At 68.5% G+C, this 12,132-nt stretch carries 11 protein-coding genes; 5 read left to right on the plus strand and 6 right to left on the minus strand.

The annotated features are described in order from the left end of the window. The first annotated feature begins 29 nt into the window (after window positions 1-29). The 4 genes from NPA30_RS12820 (at window position 30) to NPA30_RS12835 (ending at window position 4,643) form a co-directional block, all read left to right on the plus strand. Window positions 30-980 carry an ABC transporter substrate-binding protein gene (locus NPA30_RS12820; protein WP_256803097.1) on the plus strand — a complete coding sequence of 317 codons (951 nt, stop codon included), beginning with the start codon at window positions 30-32 and terminating at the stop codon, window positions 978-980. A gap of 80 nt (window positions 981-1,060) precedes the next feature. Beyond that, window positions 1,061-2,032: an ABC transporter substrate-binding protein gene (locus NPA30_RS12825; protein WP_256803098.1), complete on the plus strand. Its 972-nt coding sequence runs from the start codon at window positions 1,061-1,063 to the stop codon at window positions 2,030-2,032. A gap of 73 nt (window positions 2,033-2,105) precedes the next feature. Further along, complete coding sequence (locus NPA30_RS12830; RefSeq protein WP_256803099.1) at window positions 2,106-3,614, plus strand: aldehyde dehydrogenase family protein; 1,509 nt, start codon at window positions 2,106-2,108, stop codon at window positions 3,612-3,614. A gap of 36 nt (window positions 3,615-3,650) precedes the next feature. Next, window positions 3,651-4,643, plus strand: coding sequence for a substrate-binding domain-containing protein (locus NPA30_RS12835; protein WP_256803100.1), 993 nt, complete (start codon window positions 3,651-3,653; stop codon window positions 4,641-4,643). A gap of 69 nt (window positions 4,644-4,712) precedes the next feature. Here the strand turns inward: NPA30_RS12835 and NPA30_RS12840 are convergent, their stop codons facing one another. The 6 genes from NPA30_RS12840 to NPA30_RS12865 form a co-directional block, all read right to left on the minus strand. Continuing rightward, window positions 4,713-5,492 carry an SDR family oxidoreductase gene (locus NPA30_RS12840; RefSeq protein ID WP_256803101.1) on the minus strand — a complete coding sequence of 260 codons (780 nt, stop codon included), beginning with the start codon at window positions 5,490-5,492 and terminating at the stop codon, window positions 4,713-4,715. Window positions 5,493-5,508: 16 nt separating this feature from the next. Continuing rightward, a complete protein-coding gene (gene dgoD / locus NPA30_RS12845; RefSeq protein WP_256803102.1) occupies window positions 5,509-6,657 on the minus strand; it encodes a galactonate dehydratase in 1,149 nt (382 codons plus the stop codon). Beyond that, complete coding sequence (locus NPA30_RS12850) at window positions 6,654-7,571, minus strand: aldose 1-epimerase (RefSeq protein ID WP_256803103.1); 918 nt, start codon at window positions 7,569-7,571, stop codon at window positions 6,654-6,656. Before NPA30_RS12850 ends, dgoD begins: the two co-directional genes overlap by 4 nt. A gap of 2 nt (window positions 7,572-7,573) precedes the next feature. Next, the gene (gene araH, locus NPA30_RS12855) at window positions 7,574-8,524 is read right to left on the minus strand and encodes an L-arabinose ABC transporter permease AraH (RefSeq protein WP_256803104.1); all 951 of its coding nucleotides are present in this window, start codon (window positions 8,522-8,524) and stop codon (window positions 7,574-7,576) included. Between the two features lie 5 nt (window positions 8,525-8,529). Continuing rightward, entirely contained in the window at window positions 8,530-10,038 is a 1,509-nt protein-coding gene (gene araG / locus NPA30_RS12860) for an L-arabinose ABC transporter ATP-binding protein AraG (RefSeq protein ID WP_256803105.1), read from the minus strand. Window positions 10,039-10,105: 67 nt separating this feature from the next. Then, window positions 10,106-11,089: an arabinose ABC transporter substrate-binding protein gene (locus NPA30_RS12865; protein WP_256803106.1), complete on the minus strand. Its 984-nt coding sequence runs from the start codon at window positions 11,087-11,089 to the stop codon at window positions 10,106-10,108. Window positions 11,090-11,238: 149 nt separating this feature from the next. Here NPA30_RS12865 and NPA30_RS12870 point away from each other — a divergent pair, with 149 nt between their 5' ends. Further along, complete coding sequence (locus tag NPA30_RS12870) at window positions 11,239-11,988, plus strand: FadR/GntR family transcriptional regulator (protein ID WP_256803107.1); 750 nt, start codon at window positions 11,239-11,241, stop codon at window positions 11,986-11,988. Window positions 11,989-12,132: the final 144 nt, after the last annotated feature.

Consider the following 12,132-nt stretch of genomic DNA (forward strand, 5'->3'; position numbering starts at 1 on the left):
GCCACATAACATCCGGGAGGAACAGTCTCATGCGTATCAAGCTCATGCTCGCCGCGCTTCTGGCGAGCACCATGGCCGGGCAGGCCTTCGCGGCCGACAGCCTGAAGCTGGCGATCGGCCAGCGCGGCAACTGGGACACGGCGGTCGCCGAGCTCGGCCAGCGCGGCGGCATCTTCAAGAAGCACGACCTCGAGCTCGACCTGCTCTATACGCAAGGCGGCGGCGAAACGCTGCAGGCGGTGATCTCCGGCAGCGCCGACATCGGCGTCGCCGCGGGTACGCTCGGCGTGCTCGGCGCCTTCTCCAAGGGCGCTCCGGTGCGCATCATCGGCGCGCAGGCGACCGGCGCGGCCGACTTCTGGTACGTGCCGGCCTCGTCCAAGATCCAGTCGATCAAGGATGCCGGACCGGACACCACGATCGCCTATTCGACCAACGGCTCGTCGACCAATTCGATGGCGCTCGGCTTCGTGCAGCAGTACGGCCTGAAGTCGAAGCTGGTCGCGACCGGCAGCCCGTCGGCGACCTTCACGCCCACGATGACCGGCCAGGTCGACATCGGCTGGTCCTCGCCGCCCTTCGGCTTCGATGCGCTCGACCAGGGCAAGATCCGCATCGTCGCCCGCGGCAACGACGTCGAGTCGATCCGCAACCAGTCGATCCGCACCCTCATCGGCAACGCCCAGTTCGTCGATCAGCACAAGGACGAGCTCGACCGCTTCATGGCCGCCTACCGCGAGACGGTCGACTGGATGTATTCGAGCGACGAGGCGCTGAAGATCTATGCCGACTTCGCCGGCACCGACGAGAAGACCGCGAGGCGCATCCGCGACGAGTTCTTTCCCAAGAGCCTGATCGACCCCGACGAGATGAAGGGGCTCGACCAGATCATGGCCGACGCCGTCACCTACAAGACGCTGTCGCAGCCGCTCTCCGACGACCAGCTGAAGACGCTGATCCAGATCCCGCCGCGCCAGTAGCGAGGCGGCGACCGGAGGCGGCGGGAGACGCCTCCGGCTTCCATGCGACGTGTGACACCATCAATCCGGGAGGACTATCAATGCGCAAAGCGCTTCTGACGCTCGGTCTCGCCTTCAGCGCCGCCATCGGGGCGGTCGCTGCGGTTCAGGCCGCCGACCTCGACACCTTGAAGCTCGCCATCGGCCAGCGCGGCAACTGGGAGAACTCCCCGGCCGAGCTCGGCCAACAGGCGGGGATCTTCGAGAAGCACGGGCTGAAGCTCGACATCCTCTACACCCAGGGCGGCGGCGAGACGATGCAGGCTGTCCTGTCCGGCAGCGTCGACATCGGCATCGGCGTCGGCACCTCCGGCATCCTCAGCGCCTTCGCCAAGGGCGCCCCGGTGCGGGCGATCGGCAACTCCACCACCGGCGCCAACGACCTCTACTGGTACGTGCCGGGTGACTCGCCGGTGCAGTCGATGAAGGACGCGGACGGCAAGACCATCGCCTACTCCTCCAACGGCTCGTCGACCAACACGACCGTGCTCGGGCTCATCCAGGAGTTCAAGGTGAAGGCCGAACCCGTCGCCACCGGCAGCCCCGCCTCGACCTGGACGCAGACCATGTCCGGCCAGGTGGACATTGGCTGGTCCTCGCCGCCGCGCGGCGTGCCGGAGCTGCAGTCGGGCAAGATCCGGCTCGTCGCCCGCGGCAGCGACGTGCCGTCGCTGCGCAATCAGACGGTGCGCCTGATGATCACCTCGGCACCGGTGCTCGACCAGAAGAAGGACCAGATCAAGCGCTTCGCCGAGGCCTACGCCGAGACGCTGGACTGGATGTACTCCGATCCGAAGGCGCTCGAGGCCTATGCCAAGTGGGTGGAGATCCCGGTCGACGTCGCCAAGGAGACGCGCGACCAGTTCTACCCGAAGGAGAACCTTCGGCTGAACCGCCTGAGCGGCATCGACGACGCGATGGCGGACGCCGTGCGGCTGAAGTTCATGGCCGAGCCGCTGAGCCAGGACCAGCTCGACACGCTGATCCAGTATCCGACCAAGCCGACCGAGTGACGCGACGCGCGCCGGCTGCTCCACCCGGAGCGGTCGGCTCGCCTCCCTCCTGTTCCAGCCGAGGACCTTCGCCATGCCCGACCATCGCCCGAGCGAGATCGATTCCCTGCTGCCGCTGCAGCGCGGCCTCTTCATCGACGGGGCGTGGCGCGAACCCGCCTCCGGCCGCTTCGTCGAGCTGACCAGCCCGGGCACCGGCGGCTCGCTCGGCAAGGTCGCGGAAGCCGGCGCGGCCGACGCCGAGGCCGCCATCGCAGCCGCCTACACGGCCTTCCGGAGCTGGCGGGACGTCGCGCCGAACGAGCGGGCGAAGATCCTCAGGCGCATCGCGCAGATCGTGCGCGACAACGCCCGCGAGCTCGCCACCATCGACGCCGCCGACTGCGGCAACCCGATGACGGCGATGCTGGGCGACGCCGACATCGCCAGCGCCCAGCTCGACTTCTTCGCCGGCCTCGTCACCGAGATGAAGGGCGCCTCGATCCCGATGGGCCCGAACGCGGTGAACTTCTCGCTGCGCGAGCCGCACGGCGTCGTCACCAAGATCATGCCCTTCAACCACCCCTTCATGTTCTGCGCCGGCAAGATCGCGGCGCCACTGGCGGCGGGCAACACGGTGGTGGTCAAGCCGCCCGAGCAGGCGCCGCTGTCGGCGCTGCGCTTCGCCGAGCTGATCGAGGGCCTGCTGCCGCCCGGCGTCTTCAACCTCCTGCCCGGCGGTCGCGAGGTCGGCGAGGTGCTGTCGAGCCATCCCACCGTGGCAATGGTGTCGCTGATCGGCAGCGTGCGCACCGGTCAGGCGGTCATGCGTTCGGCCGCCGAGACGATCAAGCCGATCCTTCTCGAGCTCGGCGGCAAGAACGCGCTGATCGCCTATCCCGACGCCGACCCGAAGGAGGTCGCGACGGCGCTCGCCGCCGGCATGAACTTCACCTGGTGCGGCCAGTCCTGCGGCTCGACCAGCCGCGGGTTCGTCCACCGCTCGATCTACGACGCGGTGCTCGGCCACCTCGCTGAGGCCTGCGCCGCCTATCGACCGGGCCTTCCGACCGAGCCCGGCACGACCATGGGCGCGATCGTATCGAAGGCCCAGTACGAGCGGGTGCTGTCCTATATCGAGAGCGCGAGGTCCGAAGGTGCCCGCCTCGTCAACGGCGGCAAGCATCCGGAGGACGCGGCGCTGGCGAACGGCTTCTTCGTCGAGCCTACGGTGTTCGCCGACGTGACGCCGCAGATGCGCATCGCCCGCGAGGAGATCTTCGGCCCGGTGCTGGCGGTGGCGCCCTGGGACGACGAGGCGGCGATGCTGGAGGAGGTGAACGCCGTCGACTACGGCCTCACCTGCTCGATCTGGACCAACGACCTCGCCCAGGCGCACCTCGCGGCCCGGGAGGTCGAGGCCGGCTATGTCTGGATCAACGAGGTGTCGAAGCACTTCCTCGGCGCACCCTTCGGCGGGGTCAAGCAGTCCGGACTCGGCCGGGAGGAATGCCTGGAGGAGCTGCTCGCCTACACTCGCGAGAAGAACGTCCACGTGCGTCTCGACCGCCGCCGCACGCGGCTCTCTCAGGGCACGGCCTGAGTCCTCGTCGGCGCGCCCTTCAACGGAAAGACCACAATGAGCAAGCTTCGCCTCTCCATCGCGGTCGGCGACTACGACCGCACGCGTCCGCTGATCGACGGCACCGTCCAGATCGACGGCGTCGATCCGGTGTTCATGACCCTCGACCCGGAAGAGATCTTCTTCCGCGCCTTCCGCCATGCGGAGTTCGACGTCTCCGAACTGTCGCTCAGCTCCTTCTCGGTGAAGACGGCGCGCGACGACTGCCCCTATGTCGGCATGCCCGTCTTCCTGTCGCGGGCCTTCCGCCACACCTCGTTCTACGTCAACACGGGGGCGGGCATCGCTCGACCGGAAGACCTGCGCGGAAAGCGGGTCGGCGTGCCGGAATACCAGCTGACCGCCTGCGTCTGGGGCCGCGCCATCCTGAAGGACGAGTACGGCGTCGATCCGTCGGAGATCACCTGGGTGCGCGGCGGCATCGAGCAGCCCGGACGGCCGGAGAAGATCGCGGTCGACCTGCCGGAGGGGACGCGGCTCGAGAATGCGCCGGAGGGGCGCTCGCTCTCCGACCTCCTCCTGTCGGGCGAGATCGACGCGATGCTGACGCCGCGCGCGCCGTCCTGCTTCGACCGGGGCGACCCGCGCGTCGGCTGGCTGTTCGCCGACCCCGTTGCGGTGGCGAAGGAGTATTACGCGCGCACGAAGCTGTTTCCGATCATGCACCTCACCGGCCTGCGGCGCGAAATCGCCGAGGCGCATCCCTGGCTGCCGGGCGCGCTGATCAAGGCCTTCAGCGAGGCGAAGGCGGTGGCGGCGCGCAAGCTCTCCGACACCTCGGCGACCAAGGTGACGCTGCCCTTCGTGGAGGAGCGGCTGCAGGAGGCACGCACATTGATGGGACCGGACTTCTGGTCCTACGGCTACGGGCCGAACCGGGAGACGCTCGACGTCTTCCTCAAGCACCACCACGCGCAGGGGCTGTCGCCCCGGCAGCTCGAGGCCGCCGAGCTGTTTCACCCGGCGACGCTGGAAGCGCACCGGATCTGAAGCACCCGGCGCGGGACGGGATCGGCAGGGGTCCGCTCCAATCGATCGGGCGCTCCGGCAGCCAGAATCCTAGACGGGATGCTGCTGGACGCTGAGCCCGCCATCCACCGTCAGGCAGGTCGCGTTCATGAACGGGCACTCGTCGGAGATCATGAAGACCGCGGCGAGCGCGATCTCCTCCGGCGTGGCGATGCGCCCGCCCGGGTGGAGCCGCAGGGTCTCGGCCTTCGCCGCTTCGGGATCGGGAAAGCTGGTCCAGTAGTCGAGCACCTTCTGGGTGGCGACGTAGCCGGGTGCGAGGGCGTTCACCCGGACCCCGTGCGCGGCATATTCGAGCCCGAGCGACTTGGTCATGCCGAGCAGCGCATGCTTGGCGAGCGGGTAGGGGAAGGTGTGCGCGATGATGGTGAAGGCGTGGGTGGACGCGATGTTGAGGATCGCGCCGCCGCCCGCGGCGATCAGGTCCGGCAGAACCGCGCGGCAGCAGGTCCAGGCGCCCTTGAGATTGATGTCGAAGCAGCGGTCCCAGTCGGCATCGCTGCTTTCGAGCGGCTCGGCGAAGACGTTGACGCCGGCGTTGTTGATGAGCGCGTTGATCGGTCCGATCGCCTGCCTTGCCCGCTCGACGGACCGGGCGATGGCCGCTGCATCGGTGATGTCGGCGACGCACCACGTCACGCAGTCGGGCTGCAGCCCCAGCGATCGCGCCGCGGTCTCCAGGCGGTCGCCGTCGACGTCGAGGAGGAGCAGGCTGGCACCCTCGCGTGCCGCGGCTTGGGCGATGGCGAAGCCGATCCCCTGCGCCGCCCCCGTGATCATGATCCGTTTGCCGAGAAGCCGGTCGACCATTAGCGCGCCCTGAAAGTTACCATTCGGCGAAGCTGCCGTCGCGATGCCGCCAGATGGGGTTGCGCCACCGGTGGCCTTCCTTGGCACGCTCGATCACGTAGGCCTCGTCGATCTCGACGCCGAGACCGGGCCCGTCCGGGATCGCGACGTAGCCATCCTCGTAGTGGAAGACGCCGGGGTTGGAGACGTAGTCGAGGAGGTCGTTGCCGGCGTTGTAGTGAATGCCGAGGCTCTGCTCCTGGATGCAGGCATTGTAGCTCACCGCATCGACCTGCAGGCAGGCGGCGAGCGCGATCGGGCCGAGCGGGCAGTGCGGCGCTAGCGCGACGTCGAAGGCTTCCGCCATGGCCGCGATCTTGCGGCACTCGGTGATGCCGCCGGCATGGGAGAGATCCGGCTGGATGATGTCGACCAGGCCCTCCTGCAGCACCGCCTTGAAGTCCCAGCGGGAGTAGAGCCGCTCGCCGAGCGCGATGGGGACCGACGCGTGCGAGGCGATCTCGCGCAGCGCCTCGCGGTTTTCCGAAAGGACCGGCTCCTCGATGAACATCAGCCGGTAGGGTTCGAGCTCGCGGACGAGGACCTTCGCCATCGGGCGGTGCACGCGGCCGTGAAAGTCGACGCCGATCCCGACATGCGGGCCGACGGCCTCGCGCACGAGCGCGACGCTTTCGACCGCCCGATCGATCCGGGCATGGGAATCGACGAACTGGAGTTCCTCGCAGCCGTTCATCTTCAGCGCCTGCGCACCACCTGCGACGGCCGCTCTGGCGCTGGCCGCGACGTCGGAGGGACGGTCGCCGCCGATCCAGGAATAGATCTTGATGCGGTCGCGGCAGCGTCCGCCGAGAAGCTGGTGGACCGGCTGGCCGAGGGCCTTGCCCTTGATGTCCCAGAGGGCCTGGTCGATCCCCGCCAGCGCGCTCATGTGGATCGCGCCGCCGCGATAGAAGCCGCCGCGATAGAGGACGTTCCAGTGGTCCTCGATGCGCATCGGGTCGGTGCCGACGAGATAGTCCGCGAGCTCGTGCACCGCGGTCTCGACGGTGAGGGCGCGCCCCTCGACCACCGGCTCTCCCCAGCCGACGATGCCCTCGTCGGTCTCGATCTTGAGGAACAGCCAGCGCGGCGGGACGATAAAGGTCGACAGCTTGGTGATCTTCATGATGCGGGCCCTTGCGATGTCGGCGAGGGGGGCGGGAGGCGCTCCGGGCGCAGCCGCAGGGCGCCGCGCAGGCGTTTGCCGGTGCCGAGGACCGTCAGGCCGCCGAGATCCGGCATCGCATGCGCCCCGGCAAGGTGCGTCATCGGCTCCAGGCAGAACCAGTCCGAGGCGCAGTCGGGATCGAAGCTCGCGTCGGGCACGAACAGAAAGGCGTGGCGGAAGCACGGATCCGCGTCCAGACGCAACGCCGTCTGCTGCTCCGGCCAGGTGATCCGCGCAGAGCCGCTCCAGCCCTCGAGGCCGTTGTTGACCCAGCGGTCGGGGAGAGGGCGTGGCGCCGCGAAGTGGAGATCCGCGGGGACCGGACCAGGCTCACCCGGCAGATGGCCATCGGCCTCGCTCCAGAACCGCGCTGCGGACGTCGACATTGTCGTGCTGGACGCGCGGGGAAAGAAGGGATGCCATCCGAGCCCGAAGGGCAGCGGATCGTCCCCCTCGTTCTCGACCGAGAGCTCGATCTCGAGCGTCCCGTCCCGGATCGTGAGCCTCTGCAGGGCCCGGTAGGCGTAAGGCCGGCCCACGTGCCGAAAGCTGAGGCATGCCGAGCTGGTATCGGCCTGCTCCACGGCCCACTCGCCGAGCCAGGCATCGCCGTGGAGGTAATGGACGTCACCCAAGGTGTTGGGTGGCAGGCGGTGCTCGGTGCCGGCGTGGACGAAGCGGTTGTCCCGCAGCCGGTTGCCGAAGGGGATCAGCGGAAATGCGGCCGCTTCGCCGGCCGCTGCATCGTCGCCGCTCTCGCGCAGAAGCGACGTGCGGTTCCGGCCGTCGCCCCAGACGAGGCGGGTGAACGTACCACCGCGTGTCGACAGGCGTGCTTCCAGACCGTCTGCGGCGAGGGTGACGATGGCCATCGTCAGCGCCGCACGAGGGTTCGCGAGCGGAGATTGTCGAGGAGCACCGCGAACAGCAGGATCAGACCCCGCACGACATACTGGTAGAAGGCCTGGATGTTGAGGAGGTTCATGACGTTCTCGGCGATCCCGAGGATCAGGACGCCGACGATGACCCCGCTCATCGTGGCGCGGCCGCCGGCGAGGGAGACGCCGCCGAGGACGCAGGCCGAGATCACCGACAGCTCCAGGCCCGTGGCCGCGTTCGGCTGGCCCGAGGTGATGCGGGACGCCAGCAGGATCCCGGCGATGCCGCACACCAGGCCCTGCAGCGTGAAGATCCAGATCCGGCCCCAGTCGACGTCGACGCCGGCAAGGCGGGAGGCCTCCGGGTTGCCGCCGATGGCGAGCGTGTTGCGGCCGAACACCGACCGGTTGAGCACGAAGCCGAAGATGGCGAACAGCAGGAGCATTACCCAGACGGGCGTCGGGATGCCGAGGAAGCGGCTGAGGGCGAGCGAGTAGAAGCCGGGATCGTTGATGCCGACGGCACGGCCGTCGGAGGCCAGCAGCGCCAGGCCCCGGACGATCTGCATGCTGGCGAGCGTCGTGATCAGCGCGTTGATGCGCAGCTTGGCGATGACGACGCCGTTGCCGAAGCCGACCGCGGCGCTCGCGGCGAGCGCCGCGAGGAGACCGACCACGATCGAACTCGCGGCATTCGAGACCATGACGGCGACCATGCCGGCGAAGGCGACGATGGACCCGACCGACAGGTCGAAGTCGCGCGAGGCGAGGCACAGCATCATGGTGCAGGCGACGATGCCGATGGTGACCACCGACTGGAGGAGCCCGAGCACGTTGCGCTCGGTGAGGAAGTTCGGGACGGTCAGCGAAACCAGGGCGAGAGCGAGAACAAAGAGGACGAGCAGTCCCTGTTCGCCGAGAAGAACACGCTTGATTGTGGTGGTCATGGGACTCAGGCTTTCCGGACGTGACGGGCGCGGTCTGGAAGGGCGGCCGCCAGGAGCGTGCCCTCCGAAAAGCCGGCGCGGGTGAATTCCCCGGTGATCTGCTGGTCGCACATGACGAGGATCCGATCGCAGATCCCCATGATCTCCGGCAACTCGCTGGAGACGACGACGATCGAAAGCCCGCGCTCGGCCAGGGCGTAGAGGATCTCGTAGATCTCGGACTTGGCGCCGACGTCGATGCCGCGGGTCGGCTCGTCGACGATCAGCACCCGCACCTCGGGTTCCGACAGCCAGCGCGCCAGGATGACCTTCTGCTGGTTGCCGCCCGAGAGGTTGACGATGTCCTGGCGGTGCGAGGGCGTGCGGATCCGCAGGGTCTCGATGAAGCGGTCGGCGGTGGCGGCCTCCTGTCTCGGCCGGACCACGCCGAAGGGCGAATGGTGGCGGCGCGAGGAGATCGCGATGTTCTCCGCCACCGAACGGCTCTGCACGATCCCGTCGGCCTTGCGATCCTCCGGGCAGAGGACGAGGCCGGCACGGATCGAGCGCCGCGGCTCGGGCAAGCCGAGCGAAGTGCCGTCGAGCCGGACGCTGCCGCCGGCTGCCGGGTCGGCGCCGTAGACGAGGCGCATCAGTTCGGATCGGCCGGCGCCGACGAGGCCGAAGAAGCCGAGGATCTCGCCGGCGCGCACCTGGAACGACTGCGGCTGCGGAATGCGCGCGCCGTGCAGGGCCTCCACCTCCAGCCGGACCGGACCCGGCGTGCGCGGCCGCCAGCTCCAGATGTCGGCGATCTCGCGCCCCACCATCTCGGCCACCAGGCGCTCGCGCGTCAGCCCGTCCATCGTCTGGTGATGCGCCGCAAGACGCCCGTCGCGCAGCACCGTGCAGCCATCGCAGAGACGGAAGATCTCATCCAGACGGTGCGAGACGTAGAGGATGACCTTGCCGGCGCTGCGCAGGCGGCCGATCAGCCGAAACAGGATCTCGCTCTCATGGGCGGACAGCGAGGAGGTCGGCTCGTCGAGCGCGATCACCGAGGCGTCGACCATGACGGCCTTGGCGATCTCGACCATCTGCCGCTCGCCGATCGACAGATCCGACACCTTCCGGCGGGGATCGATGTCGATGCCGATCTCCTGCAGGATCCGCCCGACATCGGCGAACAGCGAGCCGAAGCGGACCACGCCGGCCCGGGCCGGAAAGTGGCCGAGGCGGAGGTTCTCGGCGACCGACAGGTTCGGCACGAGCTGCAGCTCCTGGTGGACGACTGCAACGCCCGCCGCGAAGGCGTCGCGTGTCGAGCCGAAGCGCTGGGGCGTCCCGTCGATCAGCACCTCGCCCGCGTCGGCGCGGGCGTCCCCCGACAGGATCCGGATCAGCGTCGACTTGCCGGCGCCGTTCTCCCCCATGAGGCCGTGCACACGGCCGGCAGGAACCCCGAAGCTGATGTCCTCCAGCGCGCGAACGCCCGGATAGGATTTCGAAATGTGAGAGATCTCGAGAGAAACCAAGGGACTGCCCTTCGCGATGCCGCCGGCGGCGTCCGTCTGCCGCCGGCATGCGTCCGCCAACCTGCTCTTACTGAAGGCCGAGGTCCTGCCGGACCTTCTGGTAGTCGGCGCGCGTCGCGAGCTGGCCGCTCGTGAGGGTCAGCTTGTCCGGCTCCTTGCCGTTGGCGATCCAGTCGTACATGTCGAGCGCGGTTTCATAGCCGTGCCGCTTCGGACTGATGATCACCGTTCCGAAGAAGCCCGTCGGGTTCGGCTTCTTGAACTCGTTGATCGCCGAGTCCGCGCCGCCGATGCCGACGCCGATCACGTTCTCCGGCGGGATGCCGACGCTCTCCGTCGCGCGAACCGCGCCGAGCACCGCCTCGTCGTTGAGGCCGACCGCAACCCAGTGCTTGATGTCGGGATGGGCGTTGATCACGGTGGTCGCCGCGTTGAGGGCTGCCTCCGTGTCGGTCTTCGCCTGCGGCGCGTTGAAGATGTGATCGGCCGGGAAGCCCGCCTTCTGCAGCACGGACGTCGCACCCTCGACCCGGTCGACGGCGGTCGGGAGCTGGTCGTAGGACACCTTGATCATGCCGACTTGCGACATGTCCCAGCCGCGGCTCTTGATCTCGTCGGCGATCGCCTGGCCGACGGTCTCGCCGATCTTCGTCGCCGAGATGCCCATGTGCGGGACGCTCTCGATGGGCTTTCCCTCGTTGTCGACGAGGCGATCGTCCACCGTCATCAGCTTGAGATCGTTGGCTGCGGCCTTGGCCGCAATTCCGGGACCGAGCTTCACGTCGGGCGTGCAGATGATGAAGCCCTGGGCGCCCTGGGCGCCGAGATTGTCGATCGCCGACTGGACCTTCTCGCCGTCCTGCGCGCCGATCTCGACGAGGGTGAAGCCCTTCTCCTTGGCGGCCTGCTGGGCGAACTTCCATTCGTCCTGAAACCAGGGCTCCTCGGGCTGCTTGACGATGAAGCCGATCTTGACGTCCTGCGCGGCAGCGCTGCCGATGGCGATCATAAGGGCCGCTCCCGCGAGAGCGGCGTGCTTCCAGATCCTCATTCCTACCTCCCAGCCGGAAATGTCCGCATGCGGCGGAACGGCTATGCGTAGACCGCCTGTGTGTGACACGTCAACATTTGTGTATGACTTATACCGGCAGTTGTCGGTCCTGACGAAATCGGCCACAAGCAGGTCTCTGGAGCTGCGTCATGTCGGTCGTCTCGCCCAATCCCTCCTCGTCTGCCCCTCGACCCCGTCCGCGGGTCGGGCGCGACTTCGTTGCCGCACTGGCGCGCGCGATCGTCGACGGACGCTATCCGGACGGATCGACCCTCCCGCGGGAACAGGATCTCGGGGCAGAGTTCTCCGTCAGCCGCACCGTCGTTCGGGAGGCTTTGAAGACCCTTGAATCGAAGGGTGTCGTGCGCTCGCGGCCGCGGGCGGGGACGCTGGTCCGGGCGCGCTCGGAGTGGAACCTGCTCGACGCCGATCTCCTGGACTGGATGGGCGACGCGGTCGTCGACGACGATCTGCTGGCGTCGGTTCTGGAAGCCCGTCGCGCGATCGAGCCCGTCGCTGCCGAGGTCGCGGCGGAGCGGGCGAGCCTCGCCGACATCTCGAGCCTCTACTCTGCCTGGGAGGCAATGCGCGACGCGCCGCCCGGCGACGACCCCGCGTTCACGGCAGCCGACGCGGAGTTCCACCGGATCCTGTTGCGGGCGAGCGGCAATCGCGTCTTCGTGCAGCTGTCGGACGTCATCGACGCGGCGCTCACCCGGGCCCTCGACCGCTCGAACCGGTCGGTGCGCTCGCACCTGGAGACGGTCGAAATCCATCGCCAGCTGGTCGAAGCCCTTCGTCTGCGCGACAAGGCCGCGGCCCGCAGGTCGTCGGAGAAGATGCTGGAACTGGCTGCCCGCGATCTCGAGCGAATGAAGCTGCGCAAGCCGAAGGGCTAGACGGGGATCTTCATGCCGTGGGTGATCCGCCGGAGCGATCCGCACAGCGGCGCCAGCGGCGCCCGGCGCCTCTTCCGGGGCCACGTGCCGCCGGCGACCCTCCGGCAGGACCGCGCGGCGGTGCCGGGCGGCCGGTGATGGCGA

The organism is Mangrovibrevibacter kandeliae (assembly GCF_024519155.1).
Classification (GTDB): Bacteria; Pseudomonadota; Alphaproteobacteria; order Rhizobiales; family Rhizobiaceae; genus Mangrovibrevibacter; species Mangrovibrevibacter kandeliae.